Source organism: Carboxylicivirga sp. M1479 (assembly GCF_007097485.1).
Taxonomy (GTDB): Bacteria; Bacteroidota; Bacteroidia; order Bacteroidales; family Marinilabiliaceae; genus Carboxylicivirga.
Genome location: NZ_VKDE01000002.1, coordinates 173,925 through 199,578 on the forward strand (window position 1 = coordinate 173,925; position 25,654 = coordinate 199,578).

Here is a 25,654-nt window from a genome sequence, read left to right on the forward strand (position 1 = left end):
TCTGAAGAACAGTGTATCAGATTTTTATTGGTCGAAAACTTTGCATTTCACACAACTATAATGCTTATAAAAACAATTCCAATAACACCTCACACTAATAAAAATTTGTTAAAAGCAATTGTACGAACGATTAGCATAAATAATTGTTTAGTACAAATAATTATAACTCCAGGTTAATAGATTATAGATCTAATTAAAGCAATTATATAATTAGCTCGAACAATTATATACCTAGTTAAAACAAGTGTACGGTATGACTACGCATGTTTTATCTGATGTTTATCACAAATATTCTTTAAATGGGACTTAGGATGAAGTTTTACATGGCGTTAAAAGTCGTTCAGCGTGCTTGGAGTTTGTTATACCATTTAAATATTAAAATGCGCTGGTATAATGCCGATACATATTCATAGTGCTTTTAGGAGTGAAGCGAACGAAAGGCGCATTTTGAATAATAATCGGTATTATTCCTAATAAATATGGTAGAGTAAGACCTTACTGCTAGTATTTATATCGTACAATAATGCATACTTATGCGTAAGCTTAATTTTTATGTAATAAATATGCAAACAAAGCTTAAAAATTCGAGTGTTATACAAATAATTATTACATTTGTACCGCATAAGGGAGTCCCTCTGCATGCATTTATTCCACATAATGGATAGATGCATTTTTTATATAGGTTTTAAGTGTAAATCAATTAAGCATCTGAAGGCATGCCTGAAATAAAAAAGATCAAATTAGTGTTGGAAGACGGAACGGTCTTCGAAGGAAAATCATTTGGATATCATCAGTCGGTAGCTGGAGAGGTTGTTTTTAATACAGCCATGACAGGGTATCCTGAGAGTTTAACAGATCCATCTTATGAGGGTCAAATATTGGTTTCAACCTATCCCTTAATTGGGAATTATGGTGTGCCCAAAAGCGATGTTGAAAATGGTATTCCAAAGTTTCATGAGTCTGATCGGATTCATATTTCTGGTTTAGTAATTTCTGATTATTCCTTTGAATACAGTCATTGGAACGCTGAAAATAGTCTGCGTGAATGGTTGATCCAAAATAAAGTTCCAGGTATTTTTGATATCGATACACGTGCTCTTACCATGATACTTCGTGAGAAAGGCGCTATGTTGGGTAAGATAGAAGTTGAGGGCGACGAGATTGATTTTGTAGATCCGAATAAAGAAAACCTGGTTGCCAAAGTTAGTGTTAAAGAGAAAAAAGTATACGGCAACGGTAAGCATAAAGTAGTGTTAGTTGATACCGGCGCTAAGAATAATATTTTGCGTAGTTTATTAAAGCGCGATACAACCGTTATTCGTGTTCCTTGGGATTACGATTTCACTCAGGAAGATTATGATGGTATTATGTTGTCAAATGGACCTGGTGATCCTCAAATGTGCGAAATTACCATTAAGCACATTCAAAAAGCCATGGAAATTGGTAAGCCTATTTTTGGTATTTGTTTAGGAAATCAGTTGCTAGGAATTGCATCAGGTGCTTCTACCTACAAATTAAAATATGGCCACCGTGCCCATAACCACCCAGTAATTAGAGTGGGTACCGATACCTGCTATATTACTAGTCAAAATCATGGTTTTGCCATCGATAACGACACCTTAACTGATGAGTGGGAGCCTTTCTTTGTTAATATCAACGATAAAACCAACGAGGGTGTTATTCATAAAACAAAGCCATTCTTTTCAACTCAGTTTCACCCTGAGGCATCTAGCGGACCAACCGATACGGAGTTTTTGTTCGACGTGTTAATTAAAAAAATAGAAGAAAGTAAGCTCTAGTAGCTTTGCTTAAGAAATAATTACGAAGGTCGCCGCAAGCGACCTTCTTTCGTATAAAACAAATTGCGTATTTTTATTGCTTAACCAAAACGAACCGCAATTATGGCAGTTGGTGCAAAAAATACCGCAATTGAATATCATTCGCGTATCAATCAAACGCTTGATTATATAGAGAAGAATTTGGAGAAGCAATTCACTCTTGATGAACTAGCTTCTATCGCCGCCTTCTCCAAATACCATTTTCATCGTATTTTCATGGGTGTTATCAACGAAACACCTTTTCAATTTATTACACGCTTGCGTTTGGAGAGAGCTGCTACCATGCTTGTAATGAATCCGCAATTGCAGATTGGCGATGTGTTTGTGGCTTGTGGTTTTTCCGATATATCAATTTTCTCACGAAACTTCAAACAGCATTTTGGTCAATCGCCAAGTCAATGGCGTAAAGAAATGATTCAAAAAAGCAATTTGAGTCAAGTCAAAAGCAATCCTAAGAAAATACAGCAGGAGCTGAGTGTCTACTTTTGTTCCCATACTAAATCACTTAAATGGATGACGAATATGGAACTAAACAAAAGTATTGAAGTGAAGAACATGCCAAGCATGACAGTGGCATATGTGCGACACATTGGACCTTATAAAGGTGATGAAGAGTTGTTTCGTGGCTTATGGCATAAAATGATGACCTGGGCAGGGGCCAAAGGCTTGTTGGCTCAGCCTAACTTTCAATCATTAGCAGTTTACCACGATGATCCTAATATTACCGACGATATGAAGCTGCGAACCAGTATTTGTATCACAATTCCTGAGGATGCGAAAGTCGATGGCGAAATTGGTAAAATGGTGGTAGAGGGCGGTTCGTATGTTGTAGCTCGTTTCGAAGTTGAAGCGCATGAATTTGCTGAGGCCTGGAACTGGATGTATGCAAGCTGGTTTCCTAAAAGCGGTTATCAGCCCGACGATAAGCCGTGTTTTGAATTGTATTCCGAGGAGCCAAAGGACAATAAATTCATCGTCGATATTTGTGTGCCCGTTAAGCCTTTGTAACTTCTTAAGCAAAGTCAGGTCATTAACTATTGGTTGATGGCCTGGTACTATTCTTCTTTGGTCATTCCGCTACAATAGATCTTCTTTGTAAACTCTTCTTTTTATGATATCTTTATTGGGAACCTATGTGTTTTATAATTTAAAAAGTTGCCCTATGGATGATTTAATAAAAGTTTATAGTGATACGGAATTGACGATTACACATTTAAAAAATGTATTGGCCGATGCTGGAATCGAATCCTTGATAAAGAATGATTATGAATCGGGTGTTTCAGCTGGCTTTGTTGCGGGAACGCTATCTGCCATAGATTTATATGTATTTGCTAAGGATGAAGAAAAAGCGCGTCCTGTTGTAGAAAAATTTATTAGCGAACTGCAAAAATAAAACGAATGTTATTACCAACTTCTCGGGATGTTATTAAAGCTTACGACTTAATTAAGCCAATTGTTCATTGTACCCCAGTTTTGTCGTCACAGGCCATTAATCAAATTACTGGAGCCGATGTTTATTTTAAATGCGAAAACTTCCAAAAAGTTGGGGCCTTTAAATACCGAGGTGCTACTAATGCGGTGTTGTCATTAACTGATGAGCAAAAGAAAAATGGTGTTGCAACACACTCCTCGGGTAATCATGCTGCAGCTTTGGCTTTGGCGGCTGCAAACAATGGGGTAATGGCTTATATTGTCATGCCCAAAAATGCTCCTGAGATTAAAAAAGTAGCTGTTGCAGGCTATGGCGCAGAAATAACCTTTTGTGAACCAACCTTAGAGGCACGTGAGCAGACGCTTAATGCCGTTATTGCAAAGACGGGGGCTACTCTGGTGCATCCTTATAATCAGTTCGAGGTAATTTGTGGGCAAGGAACGTCTTCTCTTGAATTGATGCAGCAAGTTAACTCACTTGATATTGTAATGACACCCGTGGGCGGTGGAGGCTTGCTTAGCGGTTCAGCAACTTATCTTTCTGAAGAATTTCCAGAAGTAAAAATTATTGCTGCTGAACCTGCCATGGCCAGTGATGCTTACCAATCGTTCAAGAGTGGTGAGTTTCATTCGGTTGTTAATCCCAATACCATAGCCGATGGTTTACGTACTTCTTTGGGCGATTTAACATTTGAGATTATAAAAAGTAAGGTGCATGAAATTTATACTGTCTCGGAACAAAGTATTGTTGCAGCTATGCGCCTCATTTGGGAGCGAATGAAAATAATTGTTGAGCCATCTTCAGCCGTTCCATTGGCTGTGTTATTAGAGAATAAAGCGGCGTTTAAGCATCAAAAGGTGGGCATCATCTTAACAGGAGGAAATGTGGATCTTGAAAAGCTGCCCTTCAGTTCAAAATAAAAATGCCCCGATAGTATCGAGGCATTTAGGGGGAATGTAATAAGCAATAAAATGCTTAACTACAGTATGCTAATTACTGATTAGTTAGCTTATTCAACAAATCTAATGCCAAAACTGGTTACTGAAGTTGTTTAATTCCAAATTCTTAAGGTATTACCACTAACCGATGTTTGGTAGCGCTTTAATGGCCATTTGGCTGGTCCTTTTATAATGCTGCCGTACTCTGCTGCGACATTAAATTCTGATTGGCACTCGGGACACACCAGTACAACATCTCCTATGTTGTCAAAATCAACAAAAAAGGCACCTGTCTTTTCATGCTGATGCGTACACATAAGGTCGAAAGCATAAAATTCCGACGAACTAACTTCAAATACAACCACGCCATTAATACCCACATATCGGTTGGTGCCACCAGGTCTTATTATAAAAGGGTTGCTTCCTGCATATTGTGGGTTATCCAGATTTATGGAGGCGTTAAATTTAATATTCGGTATTATCTCTACAGAATCTTTGCTGCACGATAAAGAAATGAATACGATGAATAGATATATTGGTTTTTTCATTTGTCTAAAATTTGTACCCATTTATCATATGGAACTCGCCAATTTTGCCATCCTCCTGTGTGAGAAGTAGTAATTAAGGCTTGTTTCATATTAGTAAGGATAATTATAAACGTTCTAGCTTTTTATTTATTGTTTGGTATGCGCAAAGCTAGTTTGAATGTGCAATATTAGGGTTTTTATTTTAGATGTTTTAAAAACTGTAATTGATATTCAAAGCTCTTGCATATACCGCTTCAATACATATAGAATTTACTTTCAAAGCTCATATTTTACAGATTTAGCTTTACTAAGCTTTTGCTTCATCTGAACTGATTCAAGTCAACCTCTAAATCTTGAAATAGAATAGACCTGTGCGAAGTGTAAGGCATATAGTGTGGTCTTTAGATATCTGCCACAGGGTGCTTGAATGTTAAAGGATTGCTGTGAATAGAGTCTTAGTTATGCAACTTTTTAGCATAAAAATGGTAAATTGGCTCAATATTTAAGATTTGCTTTATGGATGATTTAGGTAATATATTATATATCATTGCTATGCTTGCTGCTTTAGTTATTAGTGCATTAAAGAAGCAGAAAAAGGCAAGGGCAAAAGAAGTTATGCCCGATACGAACGAACCCATGCAGCCTAGTGTTGAGGAGGAAGATATTCTGGCAGATTTGAAAGATCTTTTTCAGCAAAGCACCGAAAAGAAAGAGAAAGTAGTTCCAGTGCAGAAACCTAAGCCAAAACATGTGCCTTTGCATATGCAAGCAAAACCTCAGGTAAAAACGAAAGTTCGCAATGTGGTACAAAAGCCATTGGATCTTAAGCATGACGAGTACGAAAATGATGGCTTTGAATTTGATAAAGAACAAATAGATTTGCGCGAAGCAGTCATATACTCCGAAATATTAAACCGACCATATGAGTAGTTAATGATTTGATAGATAGTGGTTAGTGTTCTTGTTGATGTTGGTGCCTTTTGAATTATCTGATATCTTTAATATATTTGTAGCAAAGAGTTCTGGGACATCAGGATTCTTTATTTTTTTTATATCAAGTAGAGTGTAATGATGCAAGAATGTATACAAGGCAGCATTACTGTTAACATTTAAAATTTATTCAAAATGAAATATATAACCGAAGCCGGCTTAAAGAAGCTTAAAGAAGAGTTACATCAGTTAGAGACTTTTGAGCGTCCATCAATTTCTAAGCAAATTGCAGAGGCTCGTGATAAAGGTGACTTGTCGGAGAATGCAGAATATGATGCAGCAAAAGAAGCCCAAGGTTTACTAGAGATGCGAATTGCGAAGATGAAAGATACATTAGCGAATAGTCGAATTATTGACGAGTCGAAAATTGATACTTCAAAGGTGCAATTGTTGAATAAAGTGAAAATTAAAAACCTGAAGAATAAGGCTACGATGACTTATACTTTGGTTCCTGAGAGTGAGGCTAATTTAAAAGAAGGAAAAATTTCCATATCAACACCTATTGCCAAAGGTTTATTGGGTAAAGTAGTTGGCGATCAGGTTGAAATAAAAGTGCCTTCAGGCATGATGACATTTGAGGTTGTAGAGATATCCATTTAATTGTTTGACGATGCCAACCATTTTCACGAAAATAATAAACGGAGATATACCGTGTTATAAAATAGCAGAGGATGAGCGCTTTTTTGCGTTTTTAGATATTAATCCTTTGGCTAAAGGTCATACATTGGTTATTCCTAAGCAAGAAACAGATTATCTGTTTGATTTGGAAGATAACTTGCTTGCCGATATGCAGGTGTTTGCTAAAAAAATTGCAATAGCGCAAAAAAAGGTGATTGAGTGCAAGCGTATTGGTGTAGCTGTGTTAGGGCTTGAAGTGCCGCATGCACACATCCATCTTATTCCAATGAATATTGAGGCTGATGTCAACTTTTCGAACGATAAATTAAAGTTATCGCAAGAGGAGTTTGAAGCCATTGCAAAATCAGTACGTGGAGCATTGTAAAACGAATACACTACATTATAAAAGTTAAGACTGCTGATAGGCGGTCTTTTTTTTGGGATAGATTCAACTTCCTTAGTAGTTAAACGTTGCTTAATTTGTACATCTATATTTGAAGTGTTTTGAGTGTTGAAAACGTGGATTAAGCGGATGTTGAATGACAAAAGATAGCGTTGAAATAGTAATTGCGGTTATTTTGTTTTGACGAACGGCTAATAATTAAAGACGAAGGACTTCTAGAGTATGGTTAAAATAAATTTTGATTGGTGATTTTTAATTATGTTTGTAAGAGCTGGGAACATTATTAATTATCAAGCGTATACTGCTTGAATGATGTATGGTTTGGGGACTTTACGTTGCTAATAATATTAATGGGAATGAAAAAATATCTACACATAATTTTAACGCTATCCTTATGGATTGGCGTTACTAATCTATATGCCCAAGGAGCGAAAGCTACTGTTGGATTTGACCAATTGCGTTTCTGTGAATCAGGCACAGTAACAATGACGATACGTTTTGAAGGTCCGGCACCATATGAATTTAAATATAGTTATGCGGGTGGTATTTATTCTGAGCCAGATTGGAATAGTGATGTTTTTACTAAAGAATTTACTTTTGATACAGACGTAACTATAGAAGTATTCGATTTTAAAGATGTTAATGGTGTTGATGGAGATGTTGTAAATGGGCTTGAAACAGTTTTAATTGACCAAATGCCTACTCCAACGATAAGTCCCAATGTGTTAACCTGTCGAAAAGAAGTAACGCTTAGTGCTGATCCAGGAGGAGAATTCACAGATTTTAGTTGGACGGCTTCTGAAAGTGGTGTTTTTGATCCGGAAACAATTGATAAGGCCACGTTTTTTGCTGACAACACTGGTTCACATACAGTTACTTACCAAGTAGAAAATGGTGTCTGTGTTGCCTCCACTCAACGAGTTTTGGAAATCGAAGAAGTGGCTACTCCCACTGCTCAATTTCGTATCGTTGAAGATCGAATTTGTAATGGTTCAAATGCTACTCTTGAGTTTAGTAATATAACAGGTCGATTTCCAATAGACGTTTCATATACCGATGGAGAAAGTGAATTCTCATCGATCTTGAATAACAGTTTGGAAAAAATAATTGTTACGCCAACAGGTGCATCAAGTGCTAGCTACACTCTTAACACATTGATAGATGTTGAAGGGTGTGATAACACTTTAAACACCAGTGATGATGTTATTTTGGATGTTGTGCCAAATCCAGTAGTAGATTTTTATGATGAGGCTTTTTGTGGTGATGAAGCAAACGTAAGCGTTACCTTGTATGAAAGCAACAAGTGTGAGTGGAAAGTTGTAGCTGATGAAAGTGATGGCAGTGGATTGTATTTTGAAGATCGTACCATGGCAGAAACAAAAGCTTACGTAAATTCTAATGAACAGCAGGCTTATGAATATTATCTCTTAGAACTAACTGAGATAAATGTTTTGAATGAGTCTTGTACTGGGAGTGATGGGGTTTTACTGGAGTTGTATAAAAAGCCAATTATTTCCTTGGGGGCACCAGATACAACGGGTTATCTTGATAAAGCAATTTTCTTCTCTACCCTTGGCTTAGAGGGCTTACCTTATGAATGGGATTTTTCAAATGGTTTAAATATAAATGATGAAAGACTCGATAAGGTTATTGTTAGTGGTCTTTTAAGTGGTTTAAACGAAGTTATATGCACTGTTGAAAATGGTACTTGTCCAATAGTAGAAGCAACTAAAGAAATTACAATTCTTGATTTGTATCAGACAACTGGCTTTTCTCCAAATGGAGATTTTACCAATGAAACCTTTATAATTGGAGGAGCTCACAATATTAGCAACAACACATTCACGGTTTATGATATGTCAGGAAAAGTTGTTTTTCAAGAAGAGAACTTCTGCCATGTTGACCCAGATGGTGATCCAGATGGCGATGAAAAGATTGGTTGGGATGGAAACAGTAATGCAGGTCCTTGTCCTGAAGGTACATACTACTATACTTTTAAAGGTGACGAACTTGTCAAACCAATACAAAACTACCTAATCCTAAAGCGAAGTAAACCATGAGACAGGTAATTAATAATATAATTATAACACTTTTGTTGTTGTGTTCTGTTGCTCCTGTTCTCGCTCAGAAGGACATGGTGATGAGCCAGTATTTGCACAATCGCTATGCACTAAACTCTGCTTTTGCAGGTAATCGTGAAGTACTGTCTTTGTATGGAGGTTACCGTAAAAAATGGGCTGGTTTTGAAGGAGCACCAGGAACCATGCTCTTTAGTATGCATTCGCCACTAAAAAATGAAAAAGTGGCCTTGGGAATGGAGGTTTTCAACCAGCAATATGGCGTGACTAAACAAACAGGTTTTTCTTTTTCCTATACCTATCGTATAAAAATGGCTAATAAAGCAAAGCTGGCCTTTAGTATTAATGGTGGAGGCAATTTTCATAGTTCCAATTGGTCCGATGTCAAAACGTTTGAAGGTGGTGGCGATGTAATCGATGATGTATTCTCAGTTAATGAGTCCAATTTTTCTCCGATAGTGGGTTTTGGAACAGCATGGTATTCATCAAAGTATTTTGTTGGTTTTTCTATTCCTAACTTTTTTTATTACAATGCATACATAGATGGTGGTTCAAGTAGTTTGGAGCTGAATCAGGCCAATTACCTACTAACAGGTGGCGTTTTGTTTGACGTGTCAAACGCATTGCATTTTCAACCGAGCATGATGCTGCGTTACAACCCAGAACAAACCACATGGCTTGATGTAAATGCTTCCCTTATTTATAACAATGCCTTATGGTTGGGTGTTGGTTACCGCACCACTAATGAGATTACTGGAATGCTGGCTTATCAGGTGAGCCCTCAGTTGCGATTCTCCTACAGTTTGGATTATTCCACAGGAGATATTAGTTCTCATAATAATGGAACACATGAAATAGCGATCCAATATGATTTTGGGTTTAAGGTAAAATCAAGTAGTCCTAAATTCTTCTAAGCGATTATGATGAAGCAGTTATTTGTAGTTCTAGGTCTGATATTCATATCAAGTTTTTCTGCATTAAAGGCACAAGGTCTTAGTGTTAAAACGCTTTCTTTTAATGAAAAGCATAATGACGAAATGGCTCCTTTTGTGCAGGATTCACTATTGTATTTTCGTTCCAATAAGAATGTGAAATTTGGAATTAAAGGAGTCGATCAGGATAAGGAGAATATGCTTAATCTATTCTCTGTTTATCAAGCTGCTGATTCCACTTGGGAAGAACCTGTGCAATTTATGCCCAATTACTTCTCTGACCTTAATACGTCTTCGATTGTATTTTATCCCGATAGCAACGAAATTTATTTTACAGAATCGCACATAAAAGATAAAAAAGAGTTAAAGAAAGGGACTGTAGATTTCCGAGGAATATATGTAGGGAAAGCTAAGGAAAACGGATTTAAACGAGCTAAGAGTTTGCCCTTTAATTCTCGTCGTAGTTTTAACGTTGGACATCCAACACTATCTCCAGACGGCCAGAAAATGTTCTTTACTTCAGATAAAGAGGGTGGTTATGGTGGTTATGACTTATATTTTTCTGAACGACAAGGTGATAGTTGGGGAGAAGCTGTTAACCTAGGTGATGTTTTAAATACTGGTGGGCATGAGTTGTTTCCTTTTTATCATCCAAGTGGCAAGCTTTATTTTGCTTCAGACAGTCTTGGCGGACAAGGGGGCTTCGATATTTTTTATACCGAGAGAACTGAATCTGGTTGGGAACGACCAATAGCTATGGATGAACAAATAAACACAGAAGCCAATGAATATAGTTGTTACATTTATGCCGATGGTCAGCGTGGTTATTTTGCATCTGATCGTTATGGGAGTAGTGATATATTAGAATTTGAGTATCTGTTTCCTGTATTTCATACCGCCGATAAACAAAAAGAGAATACTTTTACCTATCGCTTTTACGATCAAATGAATGGTAAAGGAGATGGGCCATTAAAATATGTTTGGCGCTTTGGCGATGGCCATCAGGCAGAAGGAGATACCGTTATTCATAAATACAAAGCTGAAGGCGAATACCATGTGCAATCTGTATTGGTTGATACTGTAGAAAATGTTGAGCTTTTTGTATTGAATGACTTTTACCAAACTGTAGCAAAAAAAATACAGGTGTATATTAATGTGCCCGATGAGGTAAAAGTGGGAGATAGAATACGTCTTGATGCCAGCTCATCAAACTTTGGAGAGTTCGTGCCAAATGGTTATTATTGGGAACTTCCTGATGGATCGAAGCAAAAAGGTGAAACAATTGAGTATATCTTTCGAACAAAAGGAAAACACATTGTCAAGTGCGGAACCATTAGTATGGATGATCCACACAATAAAATGTGTACATATAAAGAAATTAACGTAAGCGAATAATTATGACCAAACTACTTAAGCTATCTTTTTTGTTATTGTTGGTTGGGGTGTTGAGCAAGGCTCAGCCAGTGCCTGGTGGAGATGAAAATATACCAAACCTGATTACTTTTGGAGCCGAAGCGGAAACATCATGGGGCGATGCCAACTTCTGTCAAATTATTTTCTTTACAGTACCAAAATCACATACTGCTCCTATCTATATCAAAGTTTACGACCCCGATTGTGGTGGCGAAAATGATGAGATGCAGGGCGAATGGAATACAGAAACTTCGTTTAGTATTTATGGTGGACAGGGAAGTTGCTCAAGTGATGATGCCAAAAAGTTAAACCTGGACGGTAATTACGATGAAGGAACGCTTTTAGCCTCTCAAACTTTTTCAAACGAGCCCGAGTACGATCAAAAATGGTACACATTTGGTCCTATCAATCCATCGGAGGGGGAGTTTTTACCTGAAGAGGGTGGGCATGTGTTTAAAATAATCGTCGAAGGCGTTGCTGGCGACGATGGGAATATGTATCAGCTGTTTATGAGTACAAAAAGTGAGGCTGAGGATGAAGTTGAAGGAGGTTATGCGTATTATTACAAGTACACTGTCAGGCTTCACGATAATCCGCGCGAGATGTCGCATATTTATCCTTACATCAATGACTCAAGCATCGTATCCATCAAGCAAACCAATTTTGATTGGGATAATGACGGTTGGATTATTGTACGTTCAGTGGCCACAGCTGGTCAAATGATGAAGATATCTAAAGATAACGAGTGGGCCACCAGTTTATACAACATTAAACCTGAGGAATATAATACATCATTGGATATTCAAATGCGCAAGCATCCATCTGGTAGTATTCGAAACAATAATGTGGTTATATATTTCGAAAACCAATATGGCGAACTTATGAAATCGTATAGTGTGCCAATTGGTGGCGTGCCTAAATACAAAGGTAAGCCAGCTTCGGAGGAACTATAAGAGAATCATGATAGTACTCTGGTGGACTAATTGACTGTGTACAGGATGGTGCATAGTAGTAATTAAGAGTAATTAATCGTTTGCCCGATAATTACGATGATTAATAAAGAACAAACTATGCAGCAAATTAAAATACGTACCTTCTTTTGGGTTTTGTCCCTTTGTTTATCTTTTTCAAGCGCAAGTTTTGCACAGTCTTTCGACTTTAAGGTATACAATACTTCTGAAGGGCTAGCCGATAACGATATTATTGCACTTACACAGGATAAAAACGATTATATCTGGATGGCCACAGACGAGGGCTTAATCCGATACGATGGGATTGAATATGTGGTTTATACTGTTGCAGATTCTTTGGCTCATAATTATATCAATTGTTTGCATTTCGATAAAAAAGATCGCCTATGGATCGGTCATAAAAATGGCCTGATTACCTATCGTGAAGACGATGAGTTTCATAAAATTGCTGTAGAAGGATCTTCTCAATTGATTTCAGCTATTGCCGACGATGAGCATGGCAATATATGGGCTATTGACCAAAAAAGGGGTTTGATACGAATCGATACAAAGGGAGTAGTCACTACTTTTTTCGATCGAAAAATATATGGTCGTAAAAACTATACTTCCTTTCAATGTCTGTCCAACAATCGATTTTTGATAGGAACCGCACGTCAGGGGCTTTTTGTTTTTCAATTCGATGCAACTTATTCTTCAGTCGAAATTACAAAAGTGCCAGATATTCCTCACACCTGGATTAATACCATTAATAAAAGCAACAGAAGTAATAACTATTGGATTGGCACGCGTGGAAAAGGTTTTTATGAGTTTATCGATCAGGTAGATGGTGTTGGGGCTGAGCATGTTTCTGATCATACTTTGTGTCAGAAATTTGATATTGAATCGGAAAGTGTAACTGATATTTATGAAGAAACAGAAGGTCATTTGCTAATATCGACCCTCGGAAGTGGTGTTGTGCGTTTAATTTATGATCCAGTTGTTGGGCAATTTAACGACTCCTTTAAATACTCAAACAATAACGGATTAAGTAATAATGATGTACAAGATATTTTGTGCGATAGAGAGGGAAATTACTGGTTTGGAACAAAGGGTGGCGGTGTATCACTTTTGGTAAATCAGTACTTTGTTTTTTATAATCTTGATGAAATAGGATTTCATTATAAAGCTTCTTCGGTTTATAAAGATGGTGAAAACCTTTGGGTTGGGCTTGATCGAGGCATGATGCTAACCGACCCTTTGTGTTTTGATATACGTTATTATGATGATCAATACGGAGGCATACCCAACGATGAGATAGTCGATTATTATAAAGATGAGAATGAAACATTATGGATGGCTACTGCTAAAAGTGGTTTGTATTTCAGGACTAAGAACTCAGAAACATTCCGAAAAAAGAACTATTACAACGATAAGTTAGCACTTTGTATTAATGGCATCACAGGTGTCAAAGACGAGCTGTTTTTAGCTACACAAAGAGGTTTATTTATTATTGATACCCAAAAAGGAGCCATAAAAAATTACGAGATTAAAGATGGATTATCTCATAACAACATCAATTTTGTTTATGTCGATTCGAAAACGAATATATGGGTGGGCCCTAAAGACGGAGGGCTTTGTAAAATCAATCCAGTTCAAAATAGAATAGAACGACACCCATTAAAAGATAATCGGGCGGTTGACGTAACAGACATGACCGAAGATGATGATGGAAATCTATGGATTAGCACCAAAGGAGAAGGTGTTATGTCGTATGTCGATGATGTGGTTACGCAGCAATTTACCACTGCAGATGGGTTGAAAAAAGATTTTTGTTATGCCATCCATAGCGATATCAAAAATAGACTATGGGTTTGTCACGATGGTGGATTATCGCGAATTGATGTTGCCAATGATGCCCTTAAGAACGATAAGGTTAAAATATATGGCCATAACGAAAAATTGGGTAGCTCTTTTTACCAGATAAGGCAAGATGCTACCGGTGGTTTGTGGTTTGCTTCAGACAAGGGGGTGGTCAACTACCTTCCTGAAAATGATAGACCCAATACTGTGGCGCCAATTTTAAATGTACTTACAATGCATTTAGATGATGAGGAAATTCCAGTAACGAAGCGCTTGCAACTGAAATACCCTTATGGTAAGAAACATTATAAATTGAGTTTTGATTTTAGGGCTATTAGTTTTAAAAAACCAGAGGATGTTAGTTATCAGGTAAGAATTGATAAGGCGGGGGATGATAATACAACTCAAAAATGGTCGGATTTAGGAAATGTTAATCGAAAAGAGATTGATTACCTAGGCTATGGCGATTATAAAATTCGTATCAGAGCTTTTAATGCCGACGGAATAGAAACGAGTTTGCAAAAAACAATAAGTGTTTCAATTGATAAGCCTGTTTATTTATCAGTTTGGTTTATTGTGTTGATGGTAGTTCTTTTTGTAGTTTGCGTTTACCTGATAATGAAGTATCGCGAGCGACTATTAATAAAGCAAAAGCAACAGCTACAAAATGAAGTGGCATCACAGACTGTTGTGTTGAGGGAGCAGAAAGCTGAGATTGAGCGTAAAAATCGAGACATTACCGACAGTATTAATTATGCAAAAAAAATACAATCATCCATATTGCCTGCGATGGATGATTTAATGAATGTCTTTCCTAATTCGTTTGTTTACTTCAAGCCTCGTGACATTGTAAGTGGCGATTTTTATTGGTTTAACCATTCCAAAGATTATTTCATAGCCTGTTGTGCTGATTGTACTGGGCATGGTGTTCCAGGTGCTTTTATGTCAATGATTGGAACCACCATTTTAAACGATATTTTTCGCTTACCCGAAATAGATTCTCCAGCCGCTATGCTTGAGCGTTTGGATGAAGAAGTGAAGAAGCTACTTCAGAAGAACGAAGGAAATGAAAGTATGGATGGTATGGATATCTCAGTATTAGAAGTACACATCCCGACTAGGGAAATACGCGTTGCATCAGCTAAACGTCCGGTTTATATGATTATTAACGATGAAATGTCGGTGTATAAAGGAAGCCGACGAAGTATCGGAGATAATTATGAAGAGCAACTAAGTCCATTTGTAAATGTAGAATATAGCTGTAATAAGGGTGATACAATCTATATGTTCTCCGATGGTTACCCCGATCAGTTTGGAGGTCCATATGGTAAGAAGTTTATGAAGGCTGGTGTAGAGAATTTGATTGTTGAAATGCAAGATAAAGCTGGAAATGAACAGCTTGAATTAGTAGATAATAATTTTGAACAGTGGCGAGGTGATTTGGAACAGATTGATGATGTTTTGTTTATGGGAATAAGACTCTAATTTAAGTTATGGTAAATAGTGTAAGGTGCTGTCTACTAGCTTTTATGGTGTGTTTTAGTGCTGTTTTGGATCTAAAATGTGTTACGTTTCTCGATTTTTGCAATTAATAAGTAGAGAACCACTAACCAATTTAGTATGAGAAATCCACTAATCAACAGTCTTGTTCAAAAAGCAATTGTCGTTTGGAGCGATATTGAATCAGAAAGGGAGCAACGAATTGATGTTTTAAACACAGTAAGACATAGCTTAGCTCAAATTGCTACACCAAACGAAGAAAACAATGTTAAAATTGACTTAGTACGTCGCATATGTGAGCGACTAAGAAGAATGTATCCATCCTACACAAATTCAATTGATGAGATTGTAATGCCTTTCGAACAGCATCTAACAAAAGATGAGTTAGCAATATTACCTTTTAAGCAGATAGATGAACTCACGTATCGGATTTTTATGAAGCAAAATATGATGGGTTTTGTAGGTTAATAAATGGTTGACTAATCACTTTCTTACAAAAAACCTTTCATTCATATAGATTTTGTGAAAGAAAAAAGAGCTGCTTAGCTCGCACTTACGTTTATTTATTGTTTCAATAACTCTCCATGCATTCTTGATGCAACATACGAATAAAAGACTTAGGCCTGTGTAGCTCTTTGTAAAAAGAAGTTATGTACTTATATATTTGCTTTCGCTGCTTTAAATCCAACTCTTCAAAATTTAATATTGTTTCATAAATACTTTCTTCGACAGCCAAATACTCATCAATCAGAGTATGGTAATTATCATCATTGCTACGACAGCGGCCAATGTATTGGCGCTCAGTTACCGACCCAACAGACGCCCATTCAGCAGGCATTGCGTAAGATGTATTAACCAAACCAGCATGGTCAAAATCGTAGGGTATCGAGGTAACCTCTTCTCGACGATGTCCAAACCGCTTAATAAACTTGACATTATGACCACTCTTGATGCGCCAATCGGTATTCCCTATCATGTAGCAAAAAAATGCCATTCGATCTGCATCCATTGTGTTAATTTCATGATCTTTAAAATACTCACCATCCACCTCAATGGTATTCGTTCGATAAGCCATCATGTACATGGGCTCAATTAAGAAGCCTTTAGCCTGCAAATTCTTACCTTTTTTACCTGTATCGACGTAATTAATATCTAATAATTTCGTACGGAATGCATAAGGACTAATAAGCTCCCATAATTTATAAATCAAATACTCCTCGAGCACATACTCCGTATATTGTCGAGAATTTACACAATGGGTCACCATCTTAACCTTTGTTAATGGCCCATCAGTCGTGAATAATGTATCAGGTTTAAAATTAAGAATTAAAGGAGCAAAAAAACATTTTTCTTTGCGATAGTTACCTCTGGCACGACACCTCACATCCACCATAATCGAATCTTCATCATCAAAATAAAAAACAATTTTACCTGGTTTATAATCTTCACTTTTTTTGCGTAAATGCGTCGTTATATCAAAATGCAAGCTTATTGGCAAAACATCATCGCCATCAAATAAAGATGGACAAACAGCTGTTGCTTTCTCTTGCGCAGAAACCTGAGAACAATAAAAAGCAAACAAAACTACTGTGATTACAAGCCGATTAAGAGTCATATCATTTGGTTGTTAGAACCATAATGTATAAAAAAAACAGAGCACATGAAAATCACCTTGATATTGAAAATATTAATACGTAGTTTGAAGTATCAAAACACATGCTTATGTATAGATATGCAATTGACAATGAGGAAGAATTAAAAGAAGGTTTAACGAGAGTGCTAATAGAGCAGTATGCTTTCATTATAGACCAAATAACTATACCACTAAATATTGATTCGACTGTACACCAAATTAGGAAAGCACTGAAAAGAATAAGAGCGGTTCTTCGATTAGTACGTTGGGATATTGGTGAAGAGTTGTACCAAAGCGAAAATATGCGCTATCGTGATTTAGCACGTCAGATATCAAAACTACGTGATTATCACGTTATCATTTCCTATTTAGCTGATATATTTGAAGCCGAAGAATTACAAATACCAGAGAGTCAATTTATCCAATTGATGAGTCACCTCAATGGCGAGAAAGAAATAGAACTAAAGCGCTTAGTAAATGAGCAAACGCTCGAAACCCTCAAAGATCAAATGGAATTGGCAATCAAGGATGTTCAAAGTTATCCTTTTGACTTTCTTGGCCCTCATACTATCAGACAAGGTGTAACGAATGCTTATAGCCAGTGTTTGAATAAAATGACCAAAACCCAACTAAAACTGGGCGATCAGCCATTGCATGAACTACGAAAAAGAGTGAAATATCTACTCAATCAGATGAATTTGATTAGAGAGGTTTGGCCTGATTTTTTTACCACTTATTCTACTTCCCTTAAAAGAGCCTCTGATTTATTAGGCGACGACCATAATAGAGCGGAAGCCATTAATGCTATTAACGAACTCCCAAGTAGAATTATTTCTAATGAGGACAAAACGAGCTTAACGGCTGATTTCACTCAAGAAAGGGAGCACATTCATCGTGAGCTATGGCCGCTACTTGGTAAACTTTTTACCGAAGACACAAAATCATTCGTAAAACGTATCACTTCGTATTGGTTAATTAGTCGCGAATAAAATCATGCGAACAATTAGCCTATCATACTGTTTCTTAATTTTAAAACAAGAAGCATATGTACAACGGACTATTACATGCCCATAGCGGTTTCAGATATTTAGTATTAATTACCTTAGTAATGGTAATCGGCCAAAGCCTTATGGGTTGGCTTCGTCAGAGAAAATACAGCAATAAGCACAATTGGCTCATAAGAACCAATGTGGTATTACTGCTAATTCAAACTGCCGTTGGACTTGGTCTATTCTTCATGAGTAGCAAAGTTCTTTTTTCTGTTGAAACAATGAAGAGTACCATTTTACGTTTTTTTACTGTTGAACATCCGGTATTAATGATTTTTGCAGCCATTTTAATTCTCATAAGCTCACTTAAGGCAAAACCTTATAGCAACTACAAAACTCACAAACAACTATTCTTAAACCACATAATGGCATTCGTATTAATAATTATCTCCATTCCATGGCCATTTAGAGAACAGTTAGGTGCGGGTTGGTTCTAGGCCCGTAATGGCTATTTAGATTCTCACATACTACTAAAAAGACAGGTTTAGACTGATAGCTCATGGAAGAGTTTGGTCTAAATTGTTGAACAGTTTGTGTATAATAATACCTGTAAACTTGCCATTACTAAGCTGTCAATTATGCAAATTGCAACAATTTACTATCTCACATATTAAGTCCAAAAACTGAATTTGCTAAATAATTCAAATACCTAAAACTTCCACCTTAGTCTCTTACTTAAGTTGAGGTAGGACATCATCCATGATTTTCAGTGCAGCTGTATTTTATCCTTTATCTAAAAGTCTTATCTTCACTGCACAATAAAAATCAACTACTAACCTATGATGTTTCTTGAAGCAAAACAGGTGGTTAAGAAGTACGCTAACCACCTTGCACTTAATAACGTTAATTTACAAGTGCCTGAAAACAGTATCTATGGTCTGCTTGGTCCTAATGGAGCTGGAAAAACAACACTAATACGTATCATCAACCAAATTACTGGCCCTGATTCTGGCGAGATAATTTTTAATGGTCGCCCCTTGCAGTCAGATGATGTACATCGCATTGGCTATCTGCCCGAAGAACGTGGTTTATACAAAAAGATGAAAGTGGGAGAGCAAGCACTTTACTTGGCTCGCATGAAAGGACTATCAAGGCATGATGCTCTACAAAAACTTAAATACTGGTTCGAAAAATTTGAAATTCAACCTTGGTGGGATAAAAAAGTTGAAGAGTTATCCAAGGGTATGCAACAGAAAATACAGTTTGTAGTCACTGTGCTGCACGAACCTAAACTATTAATTTTCGATGAGCCTTTTAGTGGATTTGACCCCATAAATGCCAATATTTTAAAACAGGAAATTTTAAGGCTAAAAGAAAACGGTGCGACCATTTTGTTTTCAACACATAACATGGGATCGGTTGAAGAACTATGCGACCACATTACACTCATCAATCAATCACAAACAATACTCAACGGACAAATTGATGACATCAGGCAAAGCTACAAAGACAATCTCATAAAGCTTGAGTTTGCAGGCGATGGAAACATCATTAAAGAAAAGTTGACAACTGACTTTCATATCGACAGCATTAGCAGCATTAACAGCCACCAGGTTGCTTACGTGAAAATGCAAAACAACGCAACGGTTAACCAACTAATTGGCAATGTTATTAATGATGTTCAAATACTTGGATTACAAGAAGTATTGCCAACAATGAATGACATCTTTATTAAAGTTGTTGAACAAAGCAACCTATCTAAAACCCAAAAATAATCTGCCATGAGTAAAATTTCATTAATCATACAGCGCGAATATTTAACACGCGTAAGAAAAAAGAGCTTTATTGTAATGACCATTATTGGTCCATTGCTCTTTGCTGCCATGATGGTTTTACCTGGTTGGTTTGCTTCCATGGAAGATACCGATGCCAAAAAGATTGCCGTGGTTGATCATACTGGTAAATACACCAACCGAATTTCAAGCACCGAATATCTGAAATTTAGTTGGCTAAACGACCAAGAAGCAACCACTATTGCAGATGAATATCGGGATAACGGATTTGAGGCTTACCTGGTAATTGAAAATGATTTATTAGAAAAGCCTGATGCAGCAAAGATTTATTCCGACACACAAATAACCATTGACGTTAAAGAACATATTTCAAGAAGCCTGGAGAAACATCTGGAAAACGAAAAACTTAACAGTTACAAAATTGATGGTTTAGATGCGATTATTTCAGACATAAATGACGTAAACGTTAAGCTAAAGACTATTAAACTTTCGGAGGATGGTTCTGAAAAAGAAAGCTCTACCTTTTTAGCAATGATTGCTGCCATTGTTTTTGCAATGATGGTATATATGTTTGTATTAGTTTACGGCATGCAGGTAATGCGTGGTGTGATGGAAGAAAAAACAAATCGAATAGTTGAAGTTATTATTTCTTCGGTTAAGCCTTTTCAGTTAATGATGGGGAAAATCATTGGAATTGCTTTAGTGGCTATCACACAATTTATGCTTTGGATTATCCTTACACTAAGTATTGTAGCGGTGCTCTATAGCGTTTTTGGAGGCAACGTAGCCGACTCGGTTGATGCCAACCAAATAAACATGGTTAACTCCATGAACGAACAAGCGGTTGACGCTGAGCAAATGTCAGATATGGCCATTGAGTTCAATAAAGTCATTGATGGCGCCTTATCATTGGATCTTATTTCAAGTCTATTTTTATTCCTGCTTTACTTCTTGGGTGGTTACCTACTTTATGCCAGCTTATTTGCCGCTTTGGGTGCTGCCCTAGACAACGAAGCTGACAGCCAGCAATTTGTAATGCCTGTAATGATGCCTTTAATCCTCTCCATATATGTGGCAATGGCAGCATTTCGTAACCCAGCAGGCGATTTGGCTTTTTGGTTTTCTATGATACCATTTACATCGCCAGTGGTAATGATGGCACGTATACCATTTCAGCCGCCTGTTTGGCAAATCGCTTTATCATTATTCATACTTATTGCCAGCTTTGTATTTACAACTTGGTTTGCAGGCCGCATCTACCGAACTGGTATTCTGATGTATGGTAAAAAAGTAAGCTATAAAGAATTATGGAAATGGTTCCGTTTCTCAGGAAAATAAAACATCTATATTCAAGCAATTTATAGAATGTGAGTGGTAAAAAATTACTTCTTGCAAGCAAAACAAACATCAAACGAGGCTGTTTCATTTATTCGAAGCAGCCTCTGTTTATTAGAAACAACTTGTTTTATGTATTTTTGAGCTCCTAATTTAATTACACTATATGAGAACAGCCATCATTGATTTGGGTACCAACACTTTCAACCTGTTAATTGCCGAACAGTTTGATAACACATATAAGATACTACGTGAAGAAAAGTACCCAGCTAAATTGGGTAAAGGAGGTATCAATGATAAAAAAATACTTCCCGAAGCAATGGATAGGGGCATTGAGGCCTTAAAAACACATTTAAATACGATTGAACCCTATCAGGTGGATAAAATATTATGCATGGCTACTGCCGCCATTCGTAGTGCTTCCAATGGTAGTGAATTTGTAAAACGTGTAAAGAATGAACTCGATTTAGATATTAACGTAATTGACGGACAAAAAGAAGCTGAACTTATTTTCGATGGCGTTAAGCAAGTGGTGCCAATTGGCGATGAGCGTGTCATGATTTTGGATATAGGCGGAGGATCAAACGAGTTTATCATCGCTAACAAAAATGGCGTACTTTGGAAACACAGCTTTGATTTGGGAATGGCCCGCTTATTAGACCGATTTAACCCAACTGACCCTATTTCACAAAAAGAAATTAGAGAAGTTGAATCATACATTAAAACTGAGCTAGACCTACTTTATAAAGCACTTGAGAAATATCCAACCACAACATTAATAGGATCATCGGGCTCATTTGACACCATTTCAAATATGATAGCTGCCAAGCATCATCCTTTCCTGGATATGAAAAAAGTAACGACCTATCACATACCTTTGGCTTATGCAAAAGAGATGCATCAAAAATTTCTTTCTTCAAGCATTGAGGAACGCAGAAACATGCAACGGATGGATTTACATAGGGTTGAAATGATTGTTCTGGCAAGTATTTTTATTAACTTCATCGTTGATGAATTTCAAATCGAAGAAATTTGGCAGTGTGGCTTCGCACTAAAAGAAGGTACCATCCTACAGATTTTAAATAACCAACTATAACTCACTAAACATGGCAAAGATACTAGTAATCGACGATCAAAGAAGCATACGCAATACACTCAAAGACATTCTTGAATACGAAAACCACACTGTAGACCTTGCCGAAGATGGCGAACTAGGCCTTGAGCAATATAAGAACAACAAGTACGATGTGGTACTTTGCGATATTAAAATGCCTAACATGGATGGCATGGAGGTATTGGACAAAATTCACGCTACAAATGTTGACACTCCAGTAATTATGATATCTGGGCATGGAAACATTGATACGGCTGTTGAAGCAATAAAAAAAGGTGCTTATGATTTCATCGAGAAGCCGCTGGATTTGAACCGCATGCTGGTTACCATTAGAAATGCCATTGAAAAGAAAGACTTGGTAACCGAAACAAAGGTGCTAAAACGAAAAGTGAGCAAAACCTACGATATGATTGGCGAATCGGAGCCAATAAGCAAGGTTAAAGACATGATTGATAAGGTGGCTCCTACCGATGCACGCGTATTAATCACTGGCGAAAATGGTACTGGAAAAGAATTAGTTGCCCGTTGGCTGCATGAGAAGAGCAACCGAGCTGGTCAGCCATTTATCGAAGTCAATTGTGCTGCCATACCGTCGGAACTCATCGAAAGTGAACTATTTGGTCACGAAAAAGGCGCCTTTACTTCAGCTCATAAACAGCGCAAAGGTAAGTTTGAACAAGCCAATGGTGGCACTATTTTCCTTGATGAAATTGGTGACATGAGTCTTCCTGCACAGGCCAAAGTATTGCGAGCTCTACAAGAAAATATTGTTAGCAGAGTAGGTAGTGACAAAGACATTAAAGTTGATGTAAGAGTATTAGCTGCAACCAACAAAAGCCTGAAAGATGAAATTGCCAACACCAATTTCAGAGAAGATTTATACCATCGTTTAAGTGTTATTCTTATTCATGTACCCGCACTTAACGATCGTAAAGAGGACATTCCAATGCTCACAGAGCATTTTCGTAACCTTATTTGCGATGAGTTGGGAATGCCAATCAAAACATTTTCAGATGATGCTATTGAAGAATTAAAAGCCATTAATTGGACTGGTAACATACGTGAGTTCCGCAATGTAATTGAGCGTTTAATTATTTTAGGTCAGGAAATCATTACTAAAGACGACGTGGCCTCATACGCTCGTCCTATGAATTAGATTTATGAGAGTTGAAAGTGATTTTTTAGGAGAAGTAAACATACCAGATGATGCACTTTATGGTGTTCATTCGGTTCGTGCTGTTGAAAACTTCCCTGATAATACGCCATTCTCTAAGGAATGGTACAAAGCAATCGGATACACCAAACTAGCGTGTTATATTACCTATAGTAAATTCAAAAGGGCTGCCTCGCAAAAGTATCAGCCAAATGAGTTACCAATCGATTTTTTTGATGATACTATTATACAATCCTTAATTGCGAGTGCAGAACAAGTGGCCAAGGGAGATCACTTTCAACATTTTATTACGCCAGCTATACAGGGAGGTGCCGGAACATCCATTAATATGAATGTTAATGAGATAATTACGAATGCCTCACTTTTAAAACTAAAACAAACTCTAGGTGATTATTCAATCATTGATCCTTTTGAACAAGCAAATGTTTTTCAATCAACCAATGATATAATTCCTACAGCTTTAACTGTTGCTGCCATGCAACTATTATACGAACTGGAAGAGTCTATTAATGACTTACGTCAGCAGGTAGAAATTAAAGAAGGGGAACATCGTAATGCTATACGTCAGGCCTACACTCAAATGCAAGCTGCCACTCCCAGCACCTACGACAAACTTTTTAGCACCTACAATAATGCGCTTTCAAGAGATTGGTGGCGCGTAAGCAAATGCTTTGAACGAATTAAAGAAGTAAATTTAGGTGGGGGAGCAATTGGAACGGGTTTAAGCATTCCACGATTTTTTATCATGCAAGTGGTTAATGAGCTACAACAACTAACAGGACTTCCGGTAGCTCGCAGTGAAAACATGAGCGATGCTACTTCCAACCTTGACCGTTTTGTGGAAGTGCACGCAACACTTAAAGCCCACGCCGTTAACCTGGAAAAAATGGTTAACGACCTGCGCTTGCTAGGCTCTGATTTATTTAATAATCGCGAGCTGAGCATACCTCAAAGGCAAGTTGGTAGTTCAATCATGCCTGGTAAAATAAATCCTGTTATTCCTGAGTTTGTGATCAGTGCCGTGCAAAAAATATATGCCAATGATCAGTTAATTTCATCTTTATGCGGGCAGGGCTGCCTTGAGCTTAATGCCTATCTGCCAAGTATTGGTCATGCACTGCTTAATACTTTAAAGCTCCTTATTGCGTGTAACAATACCCTGCGCAAGAACTTAATTATCGACCTTCAAATTAAAGCCAGCAATAACACTGTTAATGCTGTTTACTTTAATCCATCGGTAACCACTGCACTAACGCCATACATAGGTTACCATAAGTCTGCTGAGTTGGCTGCCTTAATGAAGAAAGCTGAATTGAGCATATTTGAAGCAAATCAAAAGCTCAAAATAATTGATGATGCCAGGCTTAACAAACTGATGAAGCCAGAATCATTAATACAGCAAGGGTATAGTTTAAAGGACTTTACTTAAAAGTTCAGGACTAAAAAAGGACATATCGATGCCAATATTTCAAACATCTTTTATATATTTAACACAATTATTATTCAAACACCAACTTAAATACCCCAAAATACTGTGATACCTTTCTCTACAGAGGACAAAAATCAATCGTTTGATGATACATCGGAATTGAAACGTCCTTTTAATTTTTCGTATGACCTAAGCGCTGTAGGTCAGGTTAAAGGTACTATATCAACCCAAGATCAAATTGTTGAATTTCACCTACACAACAATACCAATCCATTAATCGATTTATTAAAAGGAATGATAAATCTGGTATTTGAACCATCTCACATTTGGGGAGAGGATAATATTAGTTGGGTGGACTGGTATGAAGAAGAAGGTGGCATTAAGTGGGTGTTATCCACTGAAGATGGGCTATTGGTTAGAATAAAAATAATTCGTTACGAAGACTTTTTTGATGAGTCAACAGGCAAATTAGTTCTCGACACTGCCCTGAATTTACTCGATTTTTATTATGTCGTAGTGCATCGCTTAGATATTCTTATTAAAAAAGAAGGCCTACTCAATTATGAGCAAAAGTGGCAAAAGGATGAGTTTCCATTCACTTACTTTCTATTACTAAAAAAGCACCTTATCGAAAAGGGACATTGGATTTCTACAAAAGAGCGTTTAGGTCCCTTGAGTGATGAAATTGATTTTTTATTAACGTAATTC

Annotated in this window: 23 protein-coding genes; 21 read left to right on the top strand and 2 right to left on the bottom strand. The window is 37.1% G+C overall.

All coding sequences use genetic code 11. From position 1 onward, the window contains the following. Positions 1–716 precede the first annotated feature (716 nt). The 4 genes from carA (at position 717) to FNN09_RS02550 (ending at position 4,190) form a co-directional block, all read left to right on the top strand. Positions 717–1,799: a glutamine-hydrolyzing carbamoyl-phosphate synthase small subunit gene (carA, locus tag FNN09_RS02535; RefSeq protein ID WP_143299902.1), complete on the top strand. Its 1,083-nt coding sequence runs from the start codon at positions 717–719 to the stop codon at positions 1,797–1,799. A 102-nt stretch (positions 1,800–1,901) separates the two neighbouring features. Then, positions 1,902–2,846 (top strand): GyrI-like domain-containing protein, encoded by a 945-nt coding sequence (locus tag FNN09_RS02540; protein ID WP_143299903.1) that lies wholly within the window; start codon positions 1,902–1,904, stop codon positions 2,844–2,846. Positions 2,847–3,000: 154 nt separating this feature from the next. Beyond that, complete coding sequence (locus FNN09_RS02545) at positions 3,001–3,231, top strand: putative signal transducing protein (RefSeq protein WP_185968823.1); 231 nt, start codon at positions 3,001–3,003, stop codon at positions 3,229–3,231. Between the two features lie 5 nt (positions 3,232–3,236). Further along, on the top strand, positions 3,237–4,190 hold the full coding sequence (locus tag FNN09_RS02550; RefSeq protein ID WP_143299905.1) for a pyridoxal-phosphate dependent enzyme: 954 nt from the start codon (positions 3,237–3,239) through the stop codon (positions 4,188–4,190). Positions 4,191–4,321: 131 nt separating this feature from the next. On the opposite strand, the gene FNN09_RS02555 is transcribed toward FNN09_RS02550, so the two are convergent. Continuing rightward, positions 4,322–4,756, bottom strand: coding sequence for a Rieske (2Fe-2S) protein (locus FNN09_RS02555; protein WP_185968824.1), 435 nt, complete (start codon positions 4,754–4,756; stop codon positions 4,322–4,324). Between the two features lie 495 nt (positions 4,757–5,251). Here FNN09_RS02555 and FNN09_RS02560 point away from each other — a divergent pair, with 495 nt between their 5' ends. The 9 genes from FNN09_RS02560 to FNN09_RS02600 all read left to right on the top strand — a co-directional run bounded on the left by FNN09_RS02560 (position 5,252) and on the right by FNN09_RS02600 (position 15,947). Further along, complete coding sequence (locus tag FNN09_RS02560) at positions 5,252–5,665, top strand: hypothetical protein (protein ID WP_143299907.1); 414 nt, start codon at positions 5,252–5,254, stop codon at positions 5,663–5,665. Between the two features lie 195 nt (positions 5,666–5,860). Then, the gene (gene greA, locus FNN09_RS02565; protein ID WP_143299908.1) at positions 5,861–6,325 is read left to right on the top strand and encodes a transcription elongation factor GreA; all 465 of its coding nucleotides are present in this window, start codon (positions 5,861–5,863) and stop codon (positions 6,323–6,325) included. A gap of 10 nt (positions 6,326–6,335) precedes the next feature. Continuing rightward, positions 6,336–6,728, top strand: coding sequence for an HIT family protein (locus tag FNN09_RS02570; protein WP_143299909.1), 393 nt, complete (start codon positions 6,336–6,338; stop codon positions 6,726–6,728). 374 nt (positions 6,729–7,102) lie between these two features. Next, positions 7,103–8,806 carry a gliding motility-associated C-terminal domain-containing protein gene (locus FNN09_RS02575; RefSeq protein WP_185968825.1) on the top strand — a complete coding sequence of 568 codons (1,704 nt, stop codon included), beginning with the start codon at positions 7,103–7,105 and terminating at the stop codon, positions 8,804–8,806. Next, entirely contained in the window at positions 8,803–9,738 is a 936-nt protein-coding gene (locus tag FNN09_RS02580) for a type IX secretion system membrane protein PorP/SprF (protein WP_143299911.1), read from the top strand. The genes FNN09_RS02575 and FNN09_RS02580 overlap by 4 nt, the downstream gene beginning before the upstream one ends. A 9-nt stretch (positions 9,739–9,747) precedes the next feature. After that, positions 9,748–11,151: a PKD domain-containing protein gene (locus FNN09_RS02585; protein ID WP_185968826.1), complete on the top strand. Its 1,404-nt coding sequence runs from the start codon at positions 9,748–9,750 to the stop codon at positions 11,149–11,151. Positions 11,152–11,153: 2 nt separating this feature from the next. Then, a complete protein-coding gene (locus FNN09_RS02590) occupies positions 11,154–12,122 on the top strand; it encodes a hypothetical protein (RefSeq protein WP_143299913.1) in 969 nt (322 codons plus the stop codon). Between the two features lie 117 nt (positions 12,123–12,239). Next, positions 12,240–15,464 (top strand): two-component regulator propeller domain-containing protein, encoded by a 3,225-nt coding sequence (locus FNN09_RS02595; RefSeq protein WP_185968827.1) that lies wholly within the window; start codon positions 12,240–12,242, stop codon positions 15,462–15,464. 135 nt (positions 15,465–15,599) lie between these two features. After that, the gene (locus tag FNN09_RS02600) at positions 15,600–15,947 is read left to right on the top strand and encodes a hypothetical protein (protein ID WP_143299915.1); all 348 of its coding nucleotides are present in this window, start codon (positions 15,600–15,602) and stop codon (positions 15,945–15,947) included. Positions 15,948–16,050: 103 nt separating this feature from the next. Here the strand turns inward: FNN09_RS02600 and FNN09_RS02605 are convergent, their stop codons facing one another. Further along, positions 16,051–17,094, bottom strand: a complete 1,044-nt coding sequence (locus FNN09_RS02605) for a hypothetical protein (protein WP_143299916.1) — start codon at positions 17,092–17,094, stop codon at positions 16,051–16,053. 107 nt (positions 17,095–17,201) lie between these two features. Between FNN09_RS02605 and FNN09_RS02610 the strand changes: the two genes are divergently transcribed. The 8 genes from FNN09_RS02610 (at position 17,202) to FNN09_RS02645 (ending at position 25,651) form a co-directional block, all read left to right on the top strand. After that, a complete protein-coding gene (locus tag FNN09_RS02610) occupies positions 17,202–18,101 on the top strand; it encodes a CHAD domain-containing protein (RefSeq protein ID WP_185968828.1) in 900 nt (299 codons plus the stop codon). 56 nt (positions 18,102–18,157) lie between these two features. Beyond that, a complete protein-coding gene (locus tag FNN09_RS02615; RefSeq protein ID WP_143299918.1) occupies positions 18,158–18,598 on the top strand; it encodes a cytochrome B in 441 nt (146 codons plus the stop codon). A 342-nt stretch (positions 18,599–18,940) separates the two neighbouring features. Beyond that, positions 18,941–19,876 (top strand): ABC transporter ATP-binding protein, encoded by a 936-nt coding sequence (locus tag FNN09_RS02620; protein ID WP_143299919.1) that lies wholly within the window; start codon positions 18,941–18,943, stop codon positions 19,874–19,876. A 6-nt stretch (positions 19,877–19,882) separates the two neighbouring features. Beyond that, positions 19,883–21,232: an ABC transporter permease gene (locus FNN09_RS02625; protein WP_143299920.1), complete on the top strand. Its 1,350-nt coding sequence runs from the start codon at positions 19,883–19,885 to the stop codon at positions 21,230–21,232. A 163-nt stretch (positions 21,233–21,395) separates the two neighbouring features. Continuing rightward, the gene (locus FNN09_RS02630; RefSeq protein ID WP_143299921.1) at positions 21,396–22,325 is read left to right on the top strand and encodes a phosphatase; all 930 of its coding nucleotides are present in this window, start codon (positions 21,396–21,398) and stop codon (positions 22,323–22,325) included. Positions 22,326–22,335: 10 nt separating this feature from the next. Continuing rightward, positions 22,336–23,499 (top strand): sigma-54 dependent transcriptional regulator, encoded by a 1,164-nt coding sequence (locus tag FNN09_RS02635; RefSeq protein ID WP_143299922.1) that lies wholly within the window; start codon positions 22,336–22,338, stop codon positions 23,497–23,499. A 4-nt stretch (positions 23,500–23,503) separates the two neighbouring features. Beyond that, complete coding sequence (locus FNN09_RS02640; RefSeq protein WP_143299923.1) at positions 23,504–24,946, top strand: lyase family protein; 1,443 nt, start codon at positions 23,504–23,506, stop codon at positions 24,944–24,946. Positions 24,947–25,051: 105 nt separating this feature from the next. Continuing rightward, entirely contained in the window at positions 25,052–25,651 is a 600-nt protein-coding gene (locus FNN09_RS02645) for a hypothetical protein (RefSeq protein ID WP_143299924.1), read from the top strand. Positions 25,652–25,654: the final 3 nt, after the last annotated feature.